We start from the raw sequence: 21,134 nt of genomic DNA, 5'->3' as shown, positions 1-21,134 counted from the left end.
TGGGTGACGGCCTGCGCGATGCGCTCGATCCCAAGCTGAAGAGGTCCTGATCATGGCGCTTCTCGAAATCGAAAACCTGGTCGTCGAATTCCAGACGGCCTCCGGTCCCTTCCGCGCCGTCAACGGCGTGTCGATGAAGGTGCATGAAGGCGAAGTGCTCGCGATCGTCGGTGAAAGCGGCTCGGGCAAGTCCGTGTCGATGCTGGCCGCCATGGGGCTCCTGCCCTGGACGGCGAAGGTCACGGCCGACAAGCTTGCCTTCAATGGCCGCGACCTGCTCGGCATGTCGGCAAACGAACGGCGCAAGATCGTCGGCAAGGACATTGCCATGATCTTCCAGGAGCCGATCGCCAGCCTCAACCCGTGCTTCACCGTCGGCTTCCAGATCGAGGAAGTGCTGCGCATCCACATGGGCCTCGACAAGGCCGGCCGCCGCAAACGGGCGATCGAACTGTTCGAGGCGGTCGGCATTCCCGACCCGGCTGAGCGGCTCGGCCACTTCCCGCACCAGATGTCGGGCGGCCAGTGCCAGCGCGTGATGATCGCGATCGCGATCGCCTGCAATCCGAAGCTCCTGATCGCCGACGAGCCGACCACAGCACTCGACGTGACGATCCAGAAGCAGATCCTCGATCTGTTGATGAAGCTTCAGGCCGAGCACAAGATGGGCCTGATCATGATAACCCACAACATGGGCGTGGTTGCCGAAACTGCCGACCGCGTCGTCGTGCAGTACAAGGGCCGCAAGATGGAAGAGGCGGACGTGCTGACGCTCTTCGAAAACCCGAAGAGCAATTACACGCGCGCGCTTCTGGCGGCTCTGCCCGACAACGCAACCGGCGACCGTCTGCCGACGATCTCCGAACTCTTCGTCGATGAAGGAGTGGCCCAATGAGCGTGATCCTCGAAGCGCGCAATCTGGTGCGCGACTACCACATCCCCGGCGGCCTGATGAAAAAGGCAAAGACTGTTCATGCCTTGAAGGGCGTGAGCTTTTCCGTCGAAGAGGGCAAGACGCTGGCGATCGTCGGCGAGAGCGGCTGCGGCAAGTCCACGCTTGGCCGCATCCTCACCCTGATCGATCCGGCGACCTCGGGTGAGCTTTTGATCGATGGCAAGAAGATCGACATCGCCAAGGGCGACATGACGCCCGAGATGCGCCGCAAGGTGCAGATCGTCTTTCAAAACCCCTATGGCTCCCTCAATCCGCGCCAGAAGATCGGCGACATCCTGATGGAGCCGCTGGTCATCAACACCGACACGCCCGCCGACGAACGTCGCGACCGGGCGATGACGATGCTGAAAAAGGTCGGTCTGACTGAACTGCACTTCAACCGCTATCCGCACATGTTCTCCGGCGGCCAGCGCCAACGTATCGCCATCGCACGGGCGCTGATGCTGAACCCGAGGCTGCTGGTGCTGGACGAACCGGTATCGGCGCTCGACCTTTCGGTTCAGGCCCAGGTGCTCAACCTGCTCGCCGACCTTCAGGACGAGCTGAAGCTGACCTACGTCTTCATCAGCCACGACCTCTCGGTCGTGCGCTACATCGCCGACGACGTCATGGTGATGTATTTCGGTGAAGCCGTCGAATATGGCAGCCGCGACGAGGTCTTCGCCGACCCGAAGCACAGCTATACCAAGACGCTGTTTGCAGCGACGCCGCGCGCCGATGTCGCCAGCATCAAGGCGCGTCTCGCCAAGAAGCAGGCCGCCTGATCGGTAGTTGCCCCTCGCGAAAGAAACAGGAAGCCGGGACATCGTTCCCGGCTTCTTTGACTTGTGGGCATGATGGTGTAGAGGTGTCGCGCCGCCTTCAACTCTCGCCTTTCGGCGGCGGGCAGCCGCTTTTCGGCCGGACCGATCGTTCGGCCCAACCTCAGGAACACGTCCATGGAAATCAAGCGTTTCGAAACCGGCCCCCGTATGAGCCAGGCCGTCGTCTACAACAACACCGTCTACCTCGCCGGCCAGGTCGGCAATGCCGGTGACGATGTCGTGACGCAGACGAAGCAGGCGCTTGCCGAAGTCGATCGTCTTCTGGCGCTCGCCGGCACCGACAAGACCCGCATCCTCTCGGCCACCATCTGGCTCGCAGACATGGCGGACTTCCCGAAGATGAACTCGGTCTGGGACGCCTGGGCGCCGCAGGGCAACACGCCTGCCCGCGCAACCGGCGAAGCTAAGCTCGCGACCCCGGAATACCTGGTCGAAGTCATCGTGGTTGCTGCTGCCGCCTAAGGCCGCGATAGCGACTCACCAGTCGTGACCGTCTTCATGCCGCCGGCCCTGGTGTCCGGCGGCATTTTCGTTGCTGCCACCCATCCGGCGCGGAACCAATCGAGGCGCCTGCACGTTTATTGTGCGGTCCAAGAAACCGGCCGAAACCGGCCGAGCGAAATGGGAGGGACTGTCTATGTTGTACTGGCTGCCTCGGGTCTGTGTCCTTCTTCTTGCCGTTCTCCTGATCGGCTTCGGTCTTCTGCCCTATACTGCCGCGGGCGTCGCCAACACGCTGCTCATGATCATTCTCGGTCTTGGACTGCTGTCGCTGACGCTGCACGTCTTCCCGCCGGAACACCATTGATGGCAAACGCTCCAATTGGCGTGCACCCGCCTGAGCCTGAACGGAAATCCGGACGTTCCGATCCGTCCTCCAACCTCTCAAGCCAGCGCGCTTCTTTGCCTGATGGTAAACGTGGCGTGATTGCCGAAACGTTTCGGCGCGCCGGCGCTTCCCAGGAGCGCCGACGTCAACGGCGTATGGTCGAGGAGGAAGCAGCCGTTGTGACGGCAGCGCCATCGACGGCGCCACGGCGCGACGGCATTGACCTCATGGTTGCCTGGAGCATCATCGGCCTGTTCGTGATCGCCGGGTGCGCGGCGATCTACGCCATGGAAACGATCCTGTTGCCGGTCACGCTCGCGATTGTCGTCGGCATCGTCCTTGGTCGCACGGCCGATGCGCTCGCGCGCTACGGTCTGCCGCCGATTTTCGGCGGACTGCTGCTGGCGATGATTTTCGTGATCGGCCTGTCGTGGATGGTCAACGCCCTGCTCGGTCCTTTGACGGCGCTTGCATCGGAGGCCCCCAAGCTTGCGGAAAGCGTCGTTGCGCGCGTTATGCCGTTTATCGAGCGTTACGAATGGCTGCGGCTGGCGGTTGCACGGGGCGTCGGCAACGATGCGATTGCCGACACCGTCATGAAAAACGCCGGGCCGGTGCTCGCCTCCACGGCGGCGGGGCTGTCGCCGGCGCTTGTCCAGACCTTGATCTTTCTGGCGGCGCTCGGCCTGTTCCTGCTCGGGCGTCTGCAATTGCGCAAGGCTGTCATCCTCGCCTTTACCAGCCGCGAGCGGCGTCTCAGCGCTATCCGCATCATGAACGGCATCGAGGATGCGCTGGCGCGTTACTTCTCGATTGCCAGCGTGCTCTATCTGGCACTTGGCTTCGTGACGATGACCATAGCGTTCGTCGGCGGTCTGGGCATGGCCCCGCTCTGGGGGCTGTTCGCCTTCGTGTCGAGCTTCATTCCCTATCTGGGCGTGACCGTGATGACGCTGAGCCTGCTGGTGGCAGGGTTGATGACCCATGACGTTCTGCTGCTGGCCGTGTTGCCGGCGGCCGCCTTCTTCGTCGTTCACCTGGCGATGGAAAACCTTGCGATACCCGCGATCCTCGGCAGCGAGCTCGAGGTGAACCCGTTCCTGGTGTTCATCGCGATCGTGTTCTGGACCTGGATGTGGGGCGCCGTCGGCGCCATGCTGGCGCTGCCGCTCTCGCTGATTGTGATGGCCATCGTCGAGGAGATCCGCGAGCAGCCGCCGGAGCGCCAGCTGCCGGGATAAGGGGAGGGCCGCTTGGGCCCTATCGCCGGGCCGAGCGCGCGTGCTCGTCGAAGAACAGCGCCTGGCTGATCAGTGCCTTCACCATGTCCGGGTTGAACGGCTTGGTCACGAGAAACGCCGGCTCGGGCCGCTTGCCCGTCAACAGCCGCTCCGGGAAGGCGGTGATGAAGATGACCGGCACCGCCGTCTGCCGGAGGATCTCGTTGACCGCATCGATGCCCGAGCTGCCATCGGCAAGCTGGATATCGGCGAGCACCATCTTCGGCGACGTCTTGCGGTAGAGGTCGAGTGCTTCGTCGCGGGTGCGCGCAATGCCCGTTACCCGATGGCCAAGACTGATCACCATGTCCTCGATGTCGAGTGCGATGAGGGGTTCGTCCTCGATGATCAGGACGTCGGTCGCCACCTGACGCGAAATGTCCTCGGAGGCGATCGTCAAGAGCTTTGAAAACTCGCCCTGGCTGAGCCCCATGATTTCGGCTGAATCACAGATCGAAAATCCTTCGACCGAGACGAGCAGAAACGCCTGGCGTGGCGCAGGCGAGATCAGCGCGAGGTTTGCAGCAGCCTGCTGCTCCCAGGCGAATGGCGAAGCGCTTTCGGTGCGGTCGATCGAGATCTTTTCGAATTGTGAGCAGAACAGCTTGTAGAGGCTGATTCGATCGTTCGACGTGGCCGGAAACAGGCTGATGTCTTCGATCAGGGCTTCGAGAACGGCGGCGACATAACCGTCTCCAGCGGCCTGGGATCCTGTCACGGCGCGTGCGTAACGGCGCAGAAAAGGCAGGTGCGGCGCAATCCGGGTCGAAAGTGACATCAATACTTCCTTACGTGCAATGCGGTTTGATTGTTTTCTTGAGGACAGGGCGATCGTTGGGGCACGGCAATGTTTTGAACATGTTTTTCGGCCTAGAGCAAATCCGGCAAACGTGCGATGCGAACTTGAATTTGCGCGACAACGACAAGCGTCCGGCAAGGGCGTGGGCGAGGCCCGATCGGAGAGAATGGGGATGACGAAGGATAGAGGGACCGCAGGGCCGATCGGCGAGGAGGCAATTGGAGCGAGATTGAAGGCGCTCTATGAGGAACTGGAGCGAGAGCCGCTTCCCACAATCTTTGTCGATCTTCTGGAGAAGCTTGATCGGGCGGAAATGGCGGCGGCAAATGGCGCTCCGTCCCACGCCAAACGGAAACGATCGGAGGAAGCGGACTGAGTCCGCTTCCTCCGATCGTTTGTGCCGGTCAGCAGGCGGCCGTATAGCGGCGGCCGTAGCGGTCACGATAGACGCAACGGCCAGGCTCGTTGGCGTTGCCGATCAAGGCGCCGGCAACACCGCCGACAGCAGCGCCCACAGCAGCACCCCTGACGTTGCCGGTCGCCGCGCCGCCGATGATGGCGCCGCCGGTTGCGCCGATCGCTGCACCCTTCTCCGTCTGGGTGCAGGCGGCGAGGGGGAGGATCAGGCTTGCTACGATGAGTATCTTCTTCATGACGCGTTCCTATCTGCGGGTTGCTCTGTTGAACTTGTGAATCAGGGTTTCGGTGAATTCGATTTGCCGGGACTGATGACGAACAGAATGACGACAATGAGGCACCTCGGCGCCCCGTATCTGCGCCGAAAGGTAAGCCTTCGGCGTCAACTCGCCGGCGCTCTCTCGGTTCAAGCGCATTGCGGTGCGTGGCCCTATCTCCCGATGCTTCCTCCGTCGCTACGCTACCGTCTCGGCGCTTGTTATCGTTTGCGAAAACGATGATTGCAGCATTTTGTTCCATCGCTTCATGCCTGCACATGCCAGCGGTTGTGATTGCCGACTGCGAGGTCGCGCGGCGTTGGCGCGCTCTGGGCGTGACGAAAGTCGGCGCCCAACGCGCGGCCCGCCCAAAAGTTCCGGGAAAATATTTGCTGCCTGTCGGCGGAACAGGATCCCGCAGATGACCGTTTTCCAGCCAGGTTCCACGTCAGGGAGCATGTCAATGGAACACATTGCCGCCATCATGGTGCTCGTTGGTTGCTCGCAGGCAACCGCAGCCTGTCGCGAAGTTCCGGCCCCAACGGTCGCGTTCGAAACGGTGGAGGAGTGCCGCGCATTGTTGTCGCCGGCAATCGAGGCAACGGGCACCGCATTCAAGTTCGCTTACGGCGCCTGCGCCGAGGTCGACCCAGCCCTGTTTGTCGAGGACGCGATCATCGACTGGGAGGTGGCGGCACCCGGCCGGCTAACGGTTCGTGTTCAGGCCGATGACGGAGGTTATGTCGTCGCCGCGCGTCACGCCGGCGCGCCGAAGGCTCAAACGCGCTGATCCAAACAAACCCAAGACTGAGTTCACCACCTGCCGCTACCGGCGGCCCCGCAACGAAAGGCTGTGCAATGAACTGGGATATCGTCGAAGGCAAATGGCACGAACTGAAGGGCAAAGTGCAGGCGCAGTGGGGCAAGCTCACGAACGACGACCTGGACGTGATCGACGGCCGCAAGGAGGAGCTTGCAGGCCGGATACAGGCGCGTTACGGCGTCGAGCGGGACGAAGCGGAACGGCAGATCGAAGAGTGGACATCCCGTCGCTGACAATGCCGCGGGCAGCGTTGCCGAGATCGCGATGCGCTTCAGGTTGTCCGGGTTGAAGCCTTGAGCCAAGAAAAGCCGCTTCGGTACATCGCCGTGGCGGCTCTTTTCTGTAAAGAACCGGTGTTTCCGGCTATTTGTCGGCCTTCTGTTCGCGCTGGCTCAATTCGTCAAGTAGACTTTTTAGCCTTTTACTTTGTTTGTCAGTGTCGTTGGCGTACAGATCGCGCATCGTCTTGCCGATGTGCAGATTTCCCGGCTGAGGGGACGCCCTTCTGCGGCCAGCTTCGAGCGCCGTTTTCAAGATTTGTGCTGTTGGCATCTTCATCTCGATCCTGCGAATTCCATGGATGAACAACGCCAGAATATTGCGAAGGTTCCGGCCGATTTCGGTACGATCCGTCCCGAAACGGGATTCAATTGTCTGTCATGGTTAAGGCGGGGTTAATATTGCGAACTGTGCAAGCTTGACCGCGTCAGGCGGGTGGAACAAATCGATAGTTTAGGCGTTTGTTGTGCAGTGATGCAGGCAAGGAGAATTGCTATGTTATACTACGCTTTGGTCTTTCTGGTCGTGGCGATTATCGCGGGCGTACTCGGGTTTGGCGGAATAGCGGGCACCTCTGCGGGCATTGCCCAGATCCTGTTCTTCCTGTTCCTCGTCTTCCTGGTCGTTTCTCTCGTCGCCGGGCTTGTTCGCCGGAGTTGACCTGTGACGCGCTGACCTGCCTGAAGGGTCGGCATTATGCCCATCCGGCAACGAATTCACATGGGAAAGGGCGGCATGATGGCCGCCCTTGGCGCATGTAAGGGCTCCGTCTCGCGCTTGCCCTTGCCTGCCCGCTTGGCTATTGATGCCGAAACCGTCACTATAGCCTTGAGGACCGAACATCATGAAATCGCTGGAACTGCTCGTCGAGCGGATCATCCTCTCCAGCCGTTGGCTCCTCGTCATCTTCTACCTTGGCCTGGTCGCGGCACTTGCCCTCTATGGAATCTCGTTTGCCTTCAAGCTGTTCAAGATCGCCAGCATGGTCTTTGTCTATGACGATGCGGAGATGATCCTGGCGATGCTGGCCTTGATCGATGCCGCTCTGGTCGCCAGCCTGATCGTAATGGTGATGATTTCCGGTTACGAGAACTTCGTCAGCCGCTTCGACGAAGGCGACGCGGAGGTTTCCTTCCTCGGCAAGCTGGATTCCGGCAGCCTGAAGATCAAGGTTGCGTCCTCGATCGTGGCCATTTCCTCGATCCACCTGCTGCAGATCTTCCTGAACGCGCAGCAATATTCGAGCGAGCAGTTGATGTGGGCGACGATCATACATCTTGCCTTTGTCGTCTCGGCCGTCCTGCTCGGTTACCTCGAGCAGATCATGACTGCGCTGAAGAAGAAGTGAGGATGGCGCCGCGGCTTCAGATCGGGCCGCGGTCTTGTTTCAAAAATGGCGGGGCAGCGGATGAAGACTGATGTAGTGGTTCTCGGCGCCGGCATCGTCGGCATTTCCACGGCCATCCATCTTGCGCGGCGCGGCAAGTCCGTGGTGCTTCTTGACCGCCGCGGGGCCGGCGAGGAAACGTCCTATGGCAATGCCGGCCTGATCCAGCGCGAGGGCGTGTTTCCCTACGGCTTCCCGCATGATTTCGGCGCGCTCTTCCGCTACGCGCTCAACAACACGATCGACGCCCACTACCATTTCCGCGCCCTGCCGGGTCTGGTGCCGTTTCTGGCGCGCTACTGGTGGCACTCCGGTTTCACCCAGCACCGGCGCATCGCCCATCTCTATGCGCCGCTGATCGAACATTCGATCAGCGAGCATCAGGATCTGATCGAGGCCTCCGGCGCCGGCGATCTCATCCGCAAGGATGGCTGGATGAAGGTGTTTCGCACCGAGAAGGAGCGCGACGCCGCCTACAAGGAGGCGGAGAAGCTGTCGGCCGGCTTCGGCGTCAATCACCAGAAGCTCTCGACGAGCGAACTGAAGACGATGGAGCCGTCGATCCGGGCCGATCTCGTCGGTGGCCTGCGCTGGAGCGATCCCTGGTCGATCCGCGATCCGCACAGCCTCAACAAGGCCTATCTCGGCTATTTCCAGTCGCTCGGCGGACGGCTAGTTTCCGGCGACGCGGCGACCACCGAACACGTGCTCGAAGGTCCCGGCTGGCGTATCGCAACCCCGGATGGCCCGCTGGAGACCCGCGAGGTGGTGGTGGCGCTCGGTCCCTGGGCTGACACGGTGACCCGCAAGCTCGGCTACCGGTTTCCGCTGGCCGTCAAGCGCGGCTACCACATGCACTATGGCGCCGCCGACGGCGCCGCGCTCAACAACTGGGTGCTCGACGCGGAGAAGGGCTATTTCCTGGCGCCGATGCTGCGTGGCATCCGCCTGACCACTGGTGCCGAGTTCGCCTGGCGCGACGCGCCGAAGACGCCGGTGCAATTGACCCGTGCCGAGCGGGTGGCACGTGAATTCTTTCCGCTCGCCGAACGTCGCGACGAAGAGCCGTGGATGGGCGCGCGCCCCTGCACGCCGGACATGATGCCGGTGATCGGCAAGGCGCCGCGTCACGAAGGTCTCTGGTTTGCCTTCGGCCATGCGCATCACGGGATGACGCTCGGGCCCGTGACGGGCCGCGCGCTGGCGCAGGCGATGACCGGAGAGAAACCCGTCATCGACATTGCGCCTTACCGGCCCGAACGCTTCCTTGTGTGATCGAACTTACGCGTAACCTGTCGGGTCAAGGCCGGGCAGGGTGCGTCCGGCCTTCCTGTTCTTCGGCATCGCGGCTCAGGCGTTGGTGCCGCCATCGATGGTAAACTCGGCGCCCGTGACGCCTTTGCTCTGCGGACCCGCCAGCCAGGCGACGAGACCTGCCACATCGGATGCATCATTGAAGCGCGGGATCGCCATCAGGTCGCGCTGCTGAGAGGCATGGTCGCCACCGGCCGGGTTCATGTCGGTGTCGGTGGAGCCGGGATGCACGATGTTGACGGTGATGCCCCTTTGGCCAAGGTCCCGTGCCACGGCCTTGGTGAAGCCGATCAGCGCGCTCTTGCTCAGCACATAAAGGCTCATGCCCGGCCAGGGCACGCGTGCGGCCAGGTTGCTGCCGATCGAGATCACGCGTCCGCCGTCTGGCATGGAGGCTGCAGCAGCCCGCGTCGCGACGAACACTGCCTTCACGTTGACATCGATCGTCCGGTCGAAATCCTCGACGCTCACGTCTGTCAGCGTTCCCGCATCGAAGACACCGGCATTGTTGACGAGGACATCGATGCGACCGTGCTGTTTGGCGAGCGTCCTGACGGCTGCCTCGACTGCACCCACGTCGCGGTTGTCCGCGGCGATTGCATGCGCCCTGCCGCCATCCTTGGCAATTTCGGCCACCAGTGCCTCTGCCTTGGCCTTGGACTGGCTGTAGGTCACGGCCACGATCGCGCCTTCCGCCGCCAGCCGCCTTGCGATGGCCGCGCCGATGCCGCGGCTGCCGCCCGTTACCAGGGCCACCTTGTCTTTCAAGCTCGTCACAGGCTTCTCCATATCTGTAGTGAACGATACATATATGAAGGAACAACTTGCCAGTCGCTGTCAAGCGATTTATGTATTGATCGATACAGAAAGGATTTCATCGATGTCGAGCCGCGGCCGGCCACGCAGTTTTTCGCGCGAACAGGCGCTGAAGAATGCCATGCATCTGTTCTGGGACAGGGGGTATGACAACACCTCGCTCGCGGACCTGACACGCGCCATGGGCCTCAATCCGCCCAGCCTCTATGCCGCCTTCGGCAGCAAGGCGCAGCTTTTCATAGAGGCGGTGGACTTCTATGGGCGCACGGATGGCGCCGGCATTTGGGACTATATCGAGACGGCCCCGACCGCCAAGGAAGCGGTACGGCAGCTCTTGACGCGGACCGCCGAAAATTTCACCCGGTCTGGCGAGCCACGTGGCTGTATGGTGGTGCTGTCGGCGCCACAGATGGCTGGGGGCGATGCGGATGTCTGTGATGCGCTCAAGGCCCGGCGCCTCGAAAAGCAGCTCGCATTGGAACACCGGTTCAAGCGCGCGGTTGCCGAAGGTGAACTGCCTCCGGAAGTCGATTGTTCGGGGCTTGCCGCCTATGTCGCCTCGCTCCAGCACGGCATGTCGATCGAGGCGCGCGACGGTGCAGCGCGGGACACCCTTATGGCAATCGGCGCGTGCGCGATTGCCGGCTGGGACGCGATGATCGCCGCCTCAGGGCGCGCGACCGCGACGGTCCCGGCCGCTTCCGCCAGCATCTCGCCCTCCGCCTGACTGCGGCCTCCGCCTCACTGGGGAAAGGGACCCACGATCGCCGTCGGTCCCTTTCCCGCTTTGCAAGTTTCAAACGTCCGTTCGAAGCCGTTACTGCGCCGGCTCGGTCATCGCGGGCGTGGTGCCAGGCGTCGAGCTGCCCTGGGTCGTGTTCGGGGTCGATCCCTGCGTCTCAGGCGTCGGGGCAGGCTGCATCGTCGTTCCGCCCGAAGGCGCAGTCGACGTGTCGGCCGGCGGGCTGACCTGACCGCTTGTATCCTGGCCCGTCGTATTCTGGCTCGGCGTTGCTGCCGGTTGATCCGTGGCTGCGGGAGGAGTCGTCGTCGCCGTATCGCGGCTGAGTTCGGCGGGCAGCCAGGCGATCAGCGCCAGCACCAGACCGGCAAGCAGGATGATGGCGATCGGCCAGTTGCTGCGTCTGGGCGGCTCCACGGGCACGTCGCTCATCGGTGTCTCGGCCTGTGGCCGCGGCAACGGCTGCCCGGTCACAGGGTCGACGAGGGGCTTGTCCTTGAACTCTTCGTGCTGGTTCATCGCGTCTATCCTTTCTTGGCGTTCTCATGGCCTCGGCCGGCTGCCCTGAACCTTCCCGGGCAGTTGGCGGGCATCGGGGTTCGCGGCTGTCGTCCGTTTGAGCGACAGGGCGCCCGATCAGGCGCGTTGCATGACCGTAAACGCGTGAAAATTTGCAATGTTCCGATCTTTGCAACCGGGAAGGTGCACAGGTGCGCCGCTGACTTTACAGCCGGACTTTCCGCGGCATGATGGAGGCGGACATGGACAAGCGCTCATCGAGAGGGACGACGGCATGACGGATCCGGCATTTCGAACAGGCACCTTTGTTGGTCGCGTATGGCGACCCGAATTCGGCGGTCCGTCCCTGGTGGCTGTGCGCGATGGCGCGCTCTTCGACATCACGTCGAAGGAGACGCCGACTATGCGCGACCTTCTCGAACACCCCGATCCCGCAGCCCTTGTCGGCTCCTTGCGAGGTGAGCGGCTCGCCGCACTCGACGATGTCCTTGCTCGGAAAGCGGATCCCCTGACGCTTCATCTGCTCGCACCCAACGATCTGCAGGCGGTGAAGGCCTGTGGCGTCACCTTCGCGCGCTCGATGATCGAGCGCGTCATTGAGGAGCGGGCGGCCGGCGACGCCTCGCGCGCCGAAGCGATCCGCGTGCGGGTGACGGCGGTCATCGGCGACAGCCTGCGCAATCTGAAGCCGGGCACGCCCGAGGCGGCTCGCATCAAGGCGGCCCTGATCGAAGAGGGGGTCTGGTCGCAATATCTGGAGGTCGGCATCGGTCCGGATGCCGAGGTTTTCACCAAGGCGCAGGTGCTTTCGGCGGTTGGCCACGGTGCCGACGTCGGTCTTCATCCGGTTTCCCGCTGGAACAATCCCGAGCCGGAGATCGTGCTTGCGGTCTCCTCGAGTGGCACGGTCCAAGGGGCGACGCTCGGCAACGACGTCAACCTGCGCGACGTCGAGGGCCGCTCGGCGCTGCTTCTCGGCAAGGCCAAGGACAACAACGCGTCCTGCGCCATCGGTCCCTTCATTCGCCTGTTCGACGAAACCTATGCGATCGACGACGTCCGCCGGGCCGAACTGACCCTGACGGTTGCCGGCGAAGACGGATACCGCCTCACGGGCCGCAGCACGATGACCGAAATCAGCCGCGACCCGCTCGATCTCGTTTCCCAGACCGTCGGCCCGCACCACCAGTACCCCGATGGGCTGATGCTGTTCATGGGCACGCTCTTTGCGCCGGTCGAAGACCGGGACGAACCCGGACAGGGTTTTACCCACAAGCTCGGCGACGTCGTCACCATCGCCAATGCCGAACTCGGGGCGCTGAGAAACACCGTCCGCCTGTCGACGCAGTGCCCGCCCTGGACCTACGGCGCGGCTGCGCTCATGCGCAATCTTGCGGGAAGGGGGCTGCTTTAGGCTTCATTGTCCCGTCGAGTGAGCCAGGGCCATCGGCGCGTCACGTCATGTCCCGCATGACCCAGAGCGATCGACCTGCATGTGCGGTGCCAAGCACCGCCTGGAGCCGCGCATCGTCCTTGAGCCGCTCCGCCTCGGCGACGTCGATCGACAGCACCTGCCGGTCGCTCTCGTTTGCGTTCGGCGTGATCCACCAGCGCCGCCCCTCCCGGCACAGCCCGGCCTCCGGATGTTCCTGGATGTACTCGATCGCATAGGCCGCATCCGTCTTTGTTTCGAGCATCGGCTTTACTCCGACTGAACATTGGGCTTGGACGTGAGTATGCGCCTTTTTCGCCGGTGTGAGTATCGGGTAGGACAGCTTCAGGGCCAAGGAAGGCAAACGGGAGTGAATTGCCTTGCAAACACGCACACGTCCAGTGCGACAAGCTGACCTTGCGCGGTGGCGTGCGGTCTTCTGAAGGGAATAGCCGAAATCGCACGGCTCCCACGCAGCATCCGCAAAGCGCTGATACGTGCCTTAGCCGGCGTTCGTCGATCGATCTGTTCGTGAAAGAGTTTGGCTGGGGAACCTGGATTCGAACCAGGACTAACGGAGTCAGAGTCCGTGGGTCTACCGTTAACCTATTCCCCAAAGCCGCCTTCGGGGCGAAGCCCGTCGGGTTGGTGGGGCGGCTTATAAACAAATCAGGAGGCGATGCAAATGGTTTTTGCAAAAAAAATCGCACGGGCTGTGAAAAACGCTCCGGCTGCGGCCATGTGAGCCGGCCGGCAAACACAATGCGCGGTGTGCGTGGCCGTGTCTGGTGGGCGGCAGGCTGTTTAGTCAACGTGTTGTGCACAAGCGGGTTTTCAAAAAAAGTTTGGCGATTGAGGCCCGCGCTGGTACAGTCGCGCCAACGAAAAATCGAGAGAGCGCCTTGAGCGGCCTTCAGGGCTTGCGCGGCGCCATGGTTGTGACACGTGAAAGACCCCGATCACGGCGAAAAGCCGTCCGAATCCGGGGCGTCGGCAGCAGGCCGCGGTGATGGGTCGAAGAACGGCCCGCGCAGCGGCAAGGGGAAGCGCAAGCGACGCAAGTCGTCTGCCTCGCCGTCTGCAATTGCCAGCCAGTCCGGTGCACCCGGCGTGGCAGGGCGTCCTGCAGGAGAAAACGATGCGGAACCGGCGCGCAAGCGCAAACGGCGGCGTCGTTCGAAATCCGCAAAACAACAGGTTCCGGCCGCGTCCGCCCGAGAGGGCGGTGGCGTCCAGCTTGTCGAAGCGTCGCTCGGCGAGCGCAAGGGGCACAAGCGCAGCAAGAAGGCCCGGCACCGCCGCGGGCTTCAAGGGCGTCCGCTCACATCAGGCGAGCGCCAGCCGCAACAGCAACGATCGGCCGAAGGCAATGGCAGTCAACGGTCGACGGCATCGGTATCCGGCGGCCAGGCGTCCACCCAGCCGCGGCCGGGCCATCGCTCCGATCAGCCGCGGTCGCCCTATGTCGCGGCCAGCGAGCCGCCGGCGCCGCTTTATGCCGCTCTCGACCTGGGCACCAACAATTGCCGTCTGCTGATCGCACAACCGACGCGTCCCGGCCAGTTCCGGGTGGTCGATGCCTTCTCGCGCATCGTGCGCCTCGGCGAGGGGCTCGGCGCCAGCGGCCGGCTGTCGGACGAGGCGATGGAGCGCGCCGTCGAAGCGCTGAAGATCTGCGCCCTGAAGCTCGGCGCCCGCACCATTCGCCGCAGCCGGCTGATCGCCACTGAAGCTGCGCGCGCGGCCGAAAACGGCGAGAGCTTCCTCGAAACGGTGGCGCGCGAAACCGGTCTCGAACTCGAAATCATCAATCGCGAGACCGAAGCGCGCCTTGCCGTCTCCGGCTGCTCGTCGCTGGTCGACCGCGAAACCCGCTCGGTCGTGCTTTTCGATATCGGCGGCGGCTCCTCCGAGATTGCTGTCATCCGGATCGGCGACAGCAGGTCGAACCGGCTCGCCAACCACATCACCCACTGGACCTCGCTGCCGGTCGGCGTGGTTACCTTGTCGGAGCGCCATGGCGGCCAGCACGTGACGCCGACAAGCTTCGAGGCGATGGTACAGGAAGTGGAGGGCATGCTTGCCCGCTTCGACAGTCCGCCTGTCGAGGCTCTCGCAAACGGTACCACCGGCAGCGGTTTCCACCTGATCGGCACATCCGGCACGGTGACGACGCTTGCTGGCGTGCATCTCGACCTGCCGCGCTACGACCGCCGCCGGGTGGATGGGCTGTGGCTCTCCGACGACGAGGTCTCGGCCATGCAGGCTCGGCTGCTCTCCTGGGATTTCGACGCCCGCGCCGCCAATCCCTGCATCGGCCCTGATCGGGCGGACCTGGTGCTTGCCGGCTGCGCGATCCTCGAGGCGATCCGCCGTCGCTGGCCGTCGACGCGCATGCGCGTTGCCGATCGCGGCCTGCGCGAAGGGCTGCTCACCGATATGATGGCAGATGACGGCGCCTGGCGCCGCTCGCGGCCGCGCCGTCACCAGCGCGGCTCAAACGCCGGCAGCCAGGAAGGAAACAAGGCATGACGAAACCCCCTGTCGGCGGCAACCGCAGCGGCCGCAAGCTTGGCCAGAAGGTCAAGAAGGGCAAGCTCAAGGCGTCCTCGCGGCGCTGGATCGAGCGCCACATCAATGACCCCTACGTGCAGCGCGCCCAGCTCGAAGGCTATCGCGCCCGCGCCGCGTTCAAGCTTCTGGAGATCGACGAGAAGCACAAGATCCTGAACGGCGCGCGCCGGATCATCGACCTTGGCGCCGCACCCGGCAGCTGGTCGCAGATCGCCGCCAAGGTCACGAATTCCACCGATACCGATCCGCGGGTCGCGGCCATCGACTTCCTCGAGGTCGACCCGTTGCCGGGCGTACGTATCCTGCAGATGGATTTTCTCGATCCGCAAGCGCCTGGCAAGCTGATGGAAGCGCTCGGCGGAACGCCAGACCTGGTGATCTCCGACATGGCAGCGCCGACGACCGGCCACCGTCAGACAGACCACATTCGCACCATGCACCTGTGCGAGGTCGCCGCCTACTTCGCCGTCGACGTGCTGGCCGAAGGCGGGCATTTCCTGGCGAAGACCTTCCAGGGCGGCACCGAGCGCGACCTGCTCAACATGCTGAAACAGAATTTCCGCCAGGTTATCCATGTGAAGCCGGCATCCTCGCGCGCCGAATCGGTCGAGATGTTCCTGCTGGCCAAGGGCTTCAAGGGGAAGCAGAAGGCCGTAACCGAGACCGAAACCGAGGACGAGGCGGCCGAATAGCCATGCTGCTCTACGTCACCGTCGGCACCGACGATCTCAAGCGCGCCGGCGCGTTTTACGATGCGGTGATGCCGGCGCTCGGTTTTCGCCGGCAACGGCAGGACGAAACCGAGATCGGTTACGGCGTGGACGGGGATCGCATCCGGTTCTGGGTGGTTACGCCGTTCAACCGTCAGCCGGCGACTTTTGGCAACGGCGTCAGCATTGCGTTGGACGCGGGAACGCGCGCTGCCGTCGATGCGTTTCATGCAGCGGCTCTTGCCCATGGCGGCGCCGACGAGGGCGCACCCGGACTGCGTCCGTTCCATGCGAATTTCTATGGCGCCTGGGTGCGCGACCTCGACGGCAACAAGATTGCCGCCGTCTGTGAACGTCCGGAGTGATCGGGGCGCCTCGAGTTGGCTTTGGGCACAAGCTCCCCCAAACAGAGCGTCGTGGTTAATCCGGCGTTAACCGGTGGAGTGCAACTCTAGCTCTATTCTTTGGTCCATTAGGACCTCCTAAGGTTTTATACCCACCGAGCGCCTGCCGATTCACGACCGGCCGCGACCCAAGCTGTGCTCGGTTGGTCTGCATGTGGAAGTACCCGGAATGACGATGATCTCGCTTGCCGTTCGGCTCAGGAGCCGTGCGCATTTTTCTGTAAAGAGGAATGGCGGTGGCAAGCCGGGCGTCATCATGGGAACGAGCGCCAGCCGCAGGAACCAGTCACGGCAGCGGGTTGGACTGTTGATCGCCGGATTCGCGGTGGTTTTCCTCGTGGTTGGCGGCCGGTTGGTCCAGTACGGGCTGTCGGCACCGGCCGACACTGCGTCGATCGGCGGCCGGGCCCATATCACCGCGTCGCGCCCCGATATCGTCGACCGCAACGGTCACCTGCTCGCGACCGACCTCAACATGATGTCGCTTTATGCCGAGCCGCGAAAGATCGTCGATGCGGACGAGGTGGTCGAAAAGCTGGCGACTGTCATTCCCAATCTCGACTGGCGCGACACACACCGCAAGCTCCAGTCCGGCTCGGCGTTTCAGTGGCTCAGGCGGCAGCTGACGCCGAAGCAGCAGTCGGAGATCCTGGCGCTCGGCATTCCCGGTATCGGCTTCAGGCCGGAAAAGCGCCGCTTCTATCCCGGCGGCGTCACGGCCGCCCATATTCTCGGTCACGTCAACGTCGACAATCAGGGCCTTGCCGGCATCGAACGCTATCTGGATCAGGCGGGTTTCGCCGATCTTCGCGCCGCGGGCCTCACCAGCAACGCAACGCTCGAGCCGGTCAGGCTGTCGATCGATCTGCGCGTGCAGAACATCGTGCGCGAGGTTGTGGCGAGGGCAATGCAGGACTACCAGGCCGAAGCTGCCGGCGCCGTCGTTCTCGACGCCGAGACCGGCGAGGTGCTCGCCATGGCGTCAGTGCCCGACTACGACCCGAACGAACCGTCACGCAGCCTGCCCGGTGGCGGCATCGACAAGGAGTACGAGAAGGGCTGGTTCAACCGGATGAGCAACGCCACCTTCGAGATGGGCTCGACCTTCAAGAGCTTCACTCTGGCGATGGGGCTCGATGCAGGCAAGGTCAACCTCAACTCGGTCGTCGACGCGTCCCGGCCGATCCGCATGGGCGGCTTCACCATCAAGGACTTCAAGGGCAAGAACCGCCCCCTGTCGATCCCCGAAGTGTTCCAGTTCTCGTCAAACATCGGTACGGCCGCGGTCGCCGACATGGTCGGCATCGAGGGCCACCAGCAGTTCCTGACCAAGCTTGGCCTGCTCTCCAAGATGGAAACCGAAATGCCGGGGGTGGCGACGCCGACCCAGCCGCGCACCTGGAAGAAGATCAACTCGGTGACGATCTCCTTCGGCCACGGCATCGCGACCACGCCGTTGCAGACGGCCGTTGCCGCCGCGGCTCTCATGAACGGCGGCCGCCTCATTCCCCCAACCTTCCTGCCGCGTTCCCAAGAGGACACCCAGCTGGTTGCTGAACGGGTGATCAAGGAGTCGACCAGCGCCGACATGCGCTATCTCTACAATTGGAACGGCGTCAGAGGTTCCGGCCGGCGAGCGCAGGTGGAAGGTTTCCACGTGGGCGGCAAGACCGGCACCGCCGACAAGGTGATCGACGGCCGCTACGCCAAGGACATCAACTTCAATGCGTTCCTCGGCGCCTTCCCGATGGACAAGCCGAAATACATCGTGCTTTCGATCATCGATGCGCCGAAAACCGGTGAAAACGGCGGGCGCACGGCGGCCGCCAATGCCGCCCCCATGGTCAAGACGATCATCGGCCGTGCGGCCCCGCTTCTCGGCGTGAAGCCGCGCTTCGGAGACCTCGGCGCGGAGCAGTGGCTGGCGAACTACTAGACGCGTCGCTGCATCGAAGGGCCGAAGGACCACTGAAACCGGTCCTTGGTCTGATGACTACTTTCCGGCAGCCGTCTCGATTTCGCGGGCGGGCAGCCGGTGTCCCGACACCGATGCGCCGGCGTTCTTCGCCATCGTCAGGAACGGGATTGCCGCAATCAGATTGGCCGCGGCAATGATCATGAACGCGGTGTGGAAATCGTCGAGCTGCAGCGGCCCCCCGCTAAGCTTGGTCTCGATTTCGAGGATCGCGCCGGCAACGGCAACGCCAAGCGCCAGGCTGATCTGCTGCAGCACGGCGCTCATCGAGGTCGCCTTGCTGGCGTCGGCATCGTCGATATCGGCGAAGGAAAGCGCATTGACACTGGTGAAGAAGAACGAGCGAGCAAAGCCGGCGATCAGAAGGATCGTGATCAGGACCAGGTAAGGCGTCTGAGGCGAAAAGAAGCCGTTGGCGAAGGTGGTGACGGCGGCAATGATGGCGGCGATGATCAGCGTGGTGCGGAAGCCGGCAAAGGCGAGCACCCGCCGCGCATAGAACTTGGTGGTGATGGCGCCGACGGCACCGATGAAGGTGATGAGGCCGGATTGGAACGGGTTGAGGCCGAAGCCGACCTGCAGCATCAGCGGCATCAGGAAGGGAACGGCGCCGACCGAGATGCGAAAGATCGTGCCGCCGATCGAGGCGGCGCGAAAGGCGCTGTCCCTGAAGAGCTTGAGGTCGAGGATCGGGGCCGGATGGCGCCGTGCATGGCGCATGTAGAGCAGTGCCGAAACGAGGCCGATCACCACCGAGGCGATACCGACGACGGGCGGCAGGGCGGGCAGGCTGATCACCGACAGGCCGAAAACGACGCCCGAGGCGGCAATGCCGCCAAGCAGGAAGCCGGCGACGTCGACGGGCGGCGGATCGCGCGGCTCCATGTGCGGCAGATAGATGCCCGAGAGGATGTAGCCGGCAATACCGACCGGCACATTGATCAGGAAGATCCAGTGCCAGGAGAAATAGGTGGTGATGAAGCCGCCGAGCGGCGGGCCCGCGAGCGGTCCGACGAGGGCCGGGATGGTCAGAAGCGCCATGGCCGAGACGAGTTCGCTGCGCGGCGTCCCGCGCACCAGCACCAGGCGGGCAACCGGCGTCATCATCGCCCCGCCCATGCCCTGCAGGAAGCGTGAGAAGACGAAGGCCGGCAGGCTGTTGGAGATGGCGCAGAGAATGGATCCTGCGATGAAGACGAGGATCGCTGCGCGAAAGATCTTTTTCGCGCCGAAGCGGTCCGCCATCCAGCCGCTCAAGGGTATGAAGATCGCCAGCGCCACCATGTAGGCCGTCAGCGCCAGTTTCAGCGTGATCGGGCCGACGCCGATGTCGCGGGCGATGGCCGGAAGCGACGTGGCGATCACGGTGGAATCCATCTGCTCCATGAAAAGAGCGACGGCGAGGATCATCGGAACGATACGGTTCATGGAGTTACGCTTCAAAGACGGTCTGCAATAGCAGAAGCTAATAATGCCGGTGATGGCTTTTGTCGGGGCGAAACCGGTGATTGCGGATCAAAAGCCTGTGATCCCGACTGGCCTTTGCTGTCAAGACGCTAGTTCTGGCCCAGTTGCCTTTCGAGGCAACGGACACACCAGCGAGAAAACAGGGGATTGGATGATGAGCGAGATGTCGATGAAGCGTCGGAGCTTGATGGGTGCTGGCACGCTTGGGGTGCTGGCGGCGCCGTCGCTGGTGACGGGGGTTGCGGCGGCTGAGGAAAAGAAGGACACCACGGGTATGATAAATGCACCCCCGATCCGGCCTCTCAAGCTTGGCACCTTCAAGGTGATGGTCGTCAACGACGGTACCCGCGTAACGGAAAAGCCGCACGAGATCTACGGCACCAACCAGCCCGAACAGGCCGTCGCAGAATTGTTGCAACAGAACTTCCTGCCCGCCAACGCCCTGGTCAACAGCTTCTCGCCCGTGCTCGTCGACACGGGATCGGACGTCGTGCTCTTCGACACCGGCATGGGCGAAGGCGGGAGAGCGGCGGGCATGGGCCGTCTTCTCGACGGCATCCGCGCCGCCGGCTATCAGCCGGAACAGGTCTCGGTCGTGGTGCTGACCCATATGCATGGCGATCACATCGGTGGGCTGATGGAGGCCGGAAAGCCGGCATTTTCCAACGCACGCTACGTCATGGGCGAAACGGAGTACGGCTTCTGGAAGGATCCGTCGCGCGCCGGCACGCCGGCCGAGAACGGCCACAAGGCGGTGCTGGAAAAGGTCGTGCCGCTTGCCGAGAAGACGACATTCATCGCTGACGGCGCCGAAGTCGTGCCGGGTATCTCGGCCATTGCCGCCTTCGGCCATTCGCCGGGTCACATGGTGTTCCGGGTCGATTTCGACGGCAAGGCGATGATAGTGACGGCCGATACCGCCAATCACTATGTGTTGTCGTTGCAAAGGCCGGACTGGGAGGTGCGCTTCGATATGGACAAGGCGAAGGCCGCCGAGACCCGCCGTAAGGTTTTCGACATGATAGCCAGCGAACGGATGCCGTTCATCGGGTATCACATGCCGTTCCCGGCCGTCGGCTTCGTCGAGAAACAGGACGAAGGCTATCGTTTCGTGCCGGCCAGCTATCAGCTCGATATCTGATAAAGGGCAGGACATGGCGGGCAGAAATGCTGCTCTGCAACAAATATCGGCCGGAGCCGGGACATTTCCCGGCTTTGGCTATTTTCATCCTGACATATCCGTGTTACGAGCCCTCGCCAACTTCCAAGACACGCTTTGAAGTCGCCCGGTGGACAAATTGCCCCCGGGGGTTTTCGTTTATTGAAGGGAA

At 63.1% G+C, this 21,134-nt stretch carries 25 protein-coding genes and 1 tRNA gene; 18 read left to right on the top strand and 8 right to left on the bottom strand.

Annotation, left to right across the window (positions count from 1 at the left end; genetic code table 11):
- Positions 1-52 precede the first annotated feature (52 nt).
- The 5 genes from VGO12_RS12965 to VGO12_RS12945 all read left to right on the top strand — a co-directional run bounded on the left by VGO12_RS12965 (position 53) and on the right by VGO12_RS12945 (position 3,849).
- On the top strand, positions 53-895 hold the full coding sequence (locus tag VGO12_RS12965; RefSeq protein WP_327513160.1) for an ABC transporter ATP-binding protein: 843 nt from the start codon (positions 53-55) through the stop codon (positions 893-895).
- Positions 892-1,719 carry a dipeptide ABC transporter ATP-binding protein gene (locus VGO12_RS12960; RefSeq protein WP_327513159.1) on the top strand — a complete coding sequence of 276 codons (828 nt, stop codon included), beginning with the start codon at positions 892-894 and terminating at the stop codon, positions 1,717-1,719. The genes VGO12_RS12965 and VGO12_RS12960 overlap by 4 nt, the downstream gene beginning before the upstream one ends.
- 174 nt (positions 1,720-1,893) lie before the next feature.
- A complete protein-coding gene (locus VGO12_RS12955; protein ID WP_025426006.1) occupies positions 1,894-2,241 on the top strand; it encodes a RidA family protein in 348 nt (115 codons plus the stop codon).
- A 175-nt stretch (positions 2,242-2,416) separates the two neighbouring features.
- On the top strand, positions 2,417-2,587 hold the full coding sequence (locus VGO12_RS12950; RefSeq protein ID WP_327513158.1) for a hypothetical protein: 171 nt from the start codon (positions 2,417-2,419) through the stop codon (positions 2,585-2,587).
- A 176-nt stretch (positions 2,588-2,763) separates the two neighbouring features.
- Positions 2,764-3,849 carry an AI-2E family transporter gene (locus VGO12_RS12945; RefSeq protein ID WP_327513161.1) on the top strand — a complete coding sequence of 362 codons (1,086 nt, stop codon included), beginning with the start codon at positions 2,764-2,766 and terminating at the stop codon, positions 3,847-3,849.
- Positions 3,850-3,868: 19 nt separating this feature from the next.
- On the opposite strand, the gene VGO12_RS12940 is transcribed toward VGO12_RS12945, so the two are convergent.
- The gene (locus tag VGO12_RS12940; RefSeq protein ID WP_327513157.1) at positions 3,869-4,666 is read right to left on the bottom strand and encodes a response regulator; all 798 of its coding nucleotides are present in this window, start codon (positions 4,664-4,666) and stop codon (positions 3,869-3,871) included.
- A 193-nt stretch (positions 4,667-4,859) separates the two neighbouring features.
- Between VGO12_RS12940 and VGO12_RS12935 the strand changes: the two genes are divergently transcribed.
- Entirely contained in the window at positions 4,860-5,063 is a 204-nt protein-coding gene (locus tag VGO12_RS12935) for a NepR family anti-sigma factor (RefSeq protein WP_327513156.1), read from the top strand.
- A 28-nt stretch (positions 5,064-5,091) separates the two neighbouring features.
- Here VGO12_RS12935 and VGO12_RS12930 read toward each other — a convergent pair whose 3' ends face one another.
- Positions 5,092-5,340, bottom strand: a complete 249-nt coding sequence (locus VGO12_RS12930; RefSeq protein ID WP_327513154.1) for a glycine zipper domain-containing protein — start codon at positions 5,338-5,340, stop codon at positions 5,092-5,094.
- Positions 5,341-5,824: 484 nt separating this feature from the next.
- Here VGO12_RS12930 and VGO12_RS12925 point away from each other — a divergent pair, with 484 nt between their 5' ends.
- Together VGO12_RS12925 and VGO12_RS12920 are read left to right on the top strand one after the other, a co-directional pair.
- Entirely contained in the window at positions 5,825-6,151 is a 327-nt protein-coding gene (locus tag VGO12_RS12925; protein WP_327513153.1) for a hypothetical protein, read from the top strand.
- Positions 6,152-6,219: 68 nt separating this feature from the next.
- Entirely contained in the window at positions 6,220-6,417 is a 198-nt protein-coding gene (locus tag VGO12_RS12920; RefSeq protein ID WP_327513152.1) for a CsbD family protein, read from the top strand.
- A gap of 130 nt (positions 6,418-6,547) precedes the next feature.
- Here the strand turns inward: VGO12_RS12920 and VGO12_RS12915 are convergent, their stop codons facing one another.
- Positions 6,548-6,742, bottom strand: a complete 195-nt coding sequence (locus VGO12_RS12915) for a hypothetical protein (protein WP_327513151.1) — start codon at positions 6,740-6,742, stop codon at positions 6,548-6,550.
- Between the two features lie 216 nt (positions 6,743-6,958).
- On the opposite strand from VGO12_RS12915, the gene VGO12_RS12910 reads away from it, so the two are divergent.
- The 3 genes from VGO12_RS12910 (at position 6,959) to VGO12_RS12900 (ending at position 9,125) form a co-directional block, all read left to right on the top strand.
- A complete protein-coding gene (locus tag VGO12_RS12910) occupies positions 6,959-7,123 on the top strand; it encodes a DUF1328 domain-containing protein (RefSeq protein ID WP_327513150.1) in 165 nt (54 codons plus the stop codon).
- A 184-nt stretch (positions 7,124-7,307) separates the two neighbouring features.
- Entirely contained in the window at positions 7,308-7,811 is a 504-nt protein-coding gene (locus tag VGO12_RS12905) for a TIGR00645 family protein (protein WP_082006056.1), read from the top strand.
- A 60-nt stretch (positions 7,812-7,871) separates the two neighbouring features.
- Positions 7,872-9,125 carry an FAD-binding oxidoreductase gene (locus tag VGO12_RS12900; RefSeq protein WP_327513149.1) on the top strand — a complete coding sequence of 418 codons (1,254 nt, stop codon included), beginning with the start codon at positions 7,872-7,874 and terminating at the stop codon, positions 9,123-9,125.
- A gap of 75 nt (positions 9,126-9,200) precedes the next feature.
- On the opposite strand, the gene VGO12_RS12895 is transcribed toward VGO12_RS12900, so the two are convergent.
- On the bottom strand, positions 9,201-9,953 hold the full coding sequence (locus VGO12_RS12895) for a 3-oxoacyl-ACP reductase family protein (RefSeq protein WP_327513148.1): 753 nt from the start codon (positions 9,951-9,953) through the stop codon (positions 9,201-9,203).
- A 91-nt stretch (positions 9,954-10,044) separates the two neighbouring features.
- On the opposite strand from VGO12_RS12895, the gene VGO12_RS12890 reads away from it, so the two are divergent.
- Positions 10,045-10,707 carry a TetR/AcrR family transcriptional regulator gene (locus VGO12_RS12890; RefSeq protein ID WP_327513147.1) on the top strand — a complete coding sequence of 221 codons (663 nt, stop codon included), beginning with the start codon at positions 10,045-10,047 and terminating at the stop codon, positions 10,705-10,707.
- A gap of 90 nt (positions 10,708-10,797) precedes the next feature.
- Here VGO12_RS12890 and VGO12_RS12885 read toward each other — a convergent pair whose 3' ends face one another.
- Positions 10,798-11,241, bottom strand: coding sequence for a hypothetical protein (locus VGO12_RS12885; RefSeq protein ID WP_327513146.1), 444 nt, complete (start codon positions 11,239-11,241; stop codon positions 10,798-10,800).
- A gap of 274 nt (positions 11,242-11,515) precedes the next feature.
- Here VGO12_RS12885 and VGO12_RS12880 point away from each other — a divergent pair, with 274 nt between their 5' ends.
- On the top strand, positions 11,516-12,655 hold the full coding sequence (locus tag VGO12_RS12880) for a fumarylacetoacetate hydrolase family protein (protein WP_327513145.1): 1,140 nt from the start codon (positions 11,516-11,518) through the stop codon (positions 12,653-12,655).
- Positions 12,656-12,695: 40 nt separating this feature from the next.
- On the opposite strand, the gene VGO12_RS12875 is transcribed toward VGO12_RS12880, so the two are convergent.
- Entirely contained in the window at positions 12,696-12,938 is a 243-nt protein-coding gene (locus tag VGO12_RS12875; RefSeq protein WP_327513144.1) for a hypothetical protein, read from the bottom strand.
- A 277-nt stretch (positions 12,939-13,215) separates the two neighbouring features.
- A tRNA-Gln gene (locus VGO12_RS12870) sits at positions 13,216-13,289 on the bottom strand.
- Positions 13,290-13,618: 329 nt separating this feature from the next.
- Between VGO12_RS12870 and VGO12_RS12865 the strand changes: the two genes are divergently transcribed.
- From VGO12_RS12865 to VGO12_RS12850, 4 genes are all read left to right on the top strand, one after another.
- Positions 13,619-15,205 carry a Ppx/GppA phosphatase family protein gene (locus tag VGO12_RS12865; protein ID WP_327513143.1) on the top strand — a complete coding sequence of 529 codons (1,587 nt, stop codon included), beginning with the start codon at positions 13,619-13,621 and terminating at the stop codon, positions 15,203-15,205.
- Positions 15,202-15,939, top strand: coding sequence for an RlmE family RNA methyltransferase (locus tag VGO12_RS12860; protein WP_327513142.1), 738 nt, complete (start codon positions 15,202-15,204; stop codon positions 15,937-15,939). The genes VGO12_RS12865 and VGO12_RS12860 overlap by 4 nt, the downstream gene beginning before the upstream one ends.
- Positions 15,940-15,941: 2 nt before the next feature.
- Positions 15,942-16,322, top strand: a complete 381-nt coding sequence (locus VGO12_RS12855; protein WP_327513141.1) for a VOC family protein — start codon at positions 15,942-15,944, stop codon at positions 16,320-16,322.
- Positions 16,323-16,530: 208 nt separating this feature from the next.
- Positions 16,531-18,297 (top strand): penicillin-binding protein 2, encoded by a 1,767-nt coding sequence (locus tag VGO12_RS12850; protein WP_327513140.1) that lies wholly within the window; start codon positions 16,531-16,533, stop codon positions 18,295-18,297.
- A gap of 57 nt (positions 18,298-18,354) precedes the next feature.
- On the opposite strand, the gene VGO12_RS12845 is transcribed toward VGO12_RS12850, so the two are convergent.
- Entirely contained in the window at positions 18,355-19,764 is a 1,410-nt protein-coding gene (locus VGO12_RS12845) for a DHA2 family efflux MFS transporter permease subunit (protein WP_327513139.1), read from the bottom strand.
- Positions 19,765-19,966: 202 nt separating this feature from the next.
- Between VGO12_RS12845 and VGO12_RS12840 the strand changes: the two genes are divergently transcribed.
- Positions 19,967-20,944 carry an MBL fold metallo-hydrolase gene (locus tag VGO12_RS12840; RefSeq protein WP_414650713.1) on the top strand — a complete coding sequence of 326 codons (978 nt, stop codon included), beginning with the start codon at positions 19,967-19,969 and terminating at the stop codon, positions 20,942-20,944.
- The last annotated feature ends 190 nt before the right edge of the window (positions 20,945-21,134 follow it).

The organism is Ensifer sp. (assembly GCF_035999135.1).
In the GTDB taxonomy this organism is placed as follows: domain Bacteria; phylum Pseudomonadota; class Alphaproteobacteria; order Rhizobiales; family Rhizobiaceae; genus Ensifer.
Note: the sequence above shows the minus strand (reverse complement) of the source record. Positions and strands in the feature narration are given on the sequence as shown.

Coding starts and splice junctions, on each gene's coding strand:
- VGO12_RS12860 (WP_327513142.1), top strand. CDS start 15,202: ATGACGAAACCCCCTGTCGGCGGCAACCGCAGCGGCCGCAAGCTTGGC.
- VGO12_RS12875 (WP_327513144.1), bottom strand. CDS start 12,938: ATGCTCGAAACAAAGACGGATGCGGCCTATGCGATCGAGTACATCCAG.
- VGO12_RS12880 (WP_327513145.1), top strand. CDS start 11,516: ATGACGGATCCGGCATTTCGAACAGGCACCTTTGTTGGTCGCGTATGG.
- VGO12_RS12855 (WP_327513141.1), top strand. CDS start 15,942: ATGCTGCTCTACGTCACCGTCGGCACCGACGATCTCAAGCGCGCCGGC.
- VGO12_RS12935 (WP_327513156.1), top strand. CDS start 4,860: ATGACGAAGGATAGAGGGACCGCAGGGCCGATCGGCGAGGAGGCAATT.
- VGO12_RS12945 (WP_327513161.1), top strand. CDS start 2,764: ATGGTCGAGGAGGAAGCAGCCGTTGTGACGGCAGCGCCATCGACGGCG.
- VGO12_RS12885 (WP_327513146.1), bottom strand. CDS start 11,241: ATGAACCAGCACGAAGAGTTCAAGGACAAGCCCCTCGTCGACCCTGTG.
- VGO12_RS12850 (WP_327513140.1), top strand. CDS start 16,531: ATGACGATGATCTCGCTTGCCGTTCGGCTCAGGAGCCGTGCGCATTTT.
- VGO12_RS12925 (WP_327513153.1), top strand. CDS start 5,825: ATGGAACACATTGCCGCCATCATGGTGCTCGTTGGTTGCTCGCAGGCA.
- VGO12_RS12910 (WP_327513150.1), top strand. CDS start 6,959: ATGTTATACTACGCTTTGGTCTTTCTGGTCGTGGCGATTATCGCGGGC.
- VGO12_RS12840 (WP_414650713.1), top strand. CDS start 19,967: ATGTCGATGAAGCGTCGGAGCTTGATGGGTGCTGGCACGCTTGGGGTG.
- VGO12_RS12940 (WP_327513157.1), bottom strand. CDS start 4,666: ATGTCACTTTCGACCCGGATTGCGCCGCACCTGCCTTTTCTGCGCCGT.
- VGO12_RS12960 (WP_327513159.1), top strand. CDS start 892: ATGAGCGTGATCCTCGAAGCGCGCAATCTGGTGCGCGACTACCACATC.
- VGO12_RS12930 (WP_327513154.1), bottom strand. CDS start 5,340: ATGAAGAAGATACTCATCGTAGCAAGCCTGATCCTCCCCCTCGCCGCC.
- VGO12_RS12965 (WP_327513160.1), top strand. CDS start 53: ATGGCGCTTCTCGAAATCGAAAACCTGGTCGTCGAATTCCAGACGGCC.
- VGO12_RS12920 (WP_327513152.1), top strand. CDS start 6,220: ATGAACTGGGATATCGTCGAAGGCAAATGGCACGAACTGAAGGGCAAA.
- VGO12_RS12950 (WP_327513158.1), top strand. CDS start 2,417: ATGTTGTACTGGCTGCCTCGGGTCTGTGTCCTTCTTCTTGCCGTTCTC.
- VGO12_RS12890 (WP_327513147.1), top strand. CDS start 10,045: ATGTCGAGCCGCGGCCGGCCACGCAGTTTTTCGCGCGAACAGGCGCTG.
- VGO12_RS12900 (WP_327513149.1), top strand. CDS start 7,872: ATGAAGACTGATGTAGTGGTTCTCGGCGCCGGCATCGTCGGCATTTCC.
- VGO12_RS12895 (WP_327513148.1), bottom strand. CDS start 9,953: ATGGAGAAGCCTGTGACGAGCTTGAAAGACAAGGTGGCCCTGGTAACG.
- VGO12_RS12845 (WP_327513139.1), bottom strand. CDS start 19,764: ATGAACCGTATCGTTCCGATGATCCTCGCCGTCGCTCTTTTCATGGAG.
- VGO12_RS12955 (WP_025426006.1), top strand. CDS start 1,894: ATGGAAATCAAGCGTTTCGAAACCGGCCCCCGTATGAGCCAGGCCGTC.
- VGO12_RS12905 (WP_082006056.1), top strand. CDS start 7,308: ATGAAATCGCTGGAACTGCTCGTCGAGCGGATCATCCTCTCCAGCCGT.
- VGO12_RS12915 (WP_327513151.1), bottom strand. CDS start 6,742: ATGAAGATGCCAACAGCACAAATCTTGAAAACGGCGCTCGAAGCTGGC.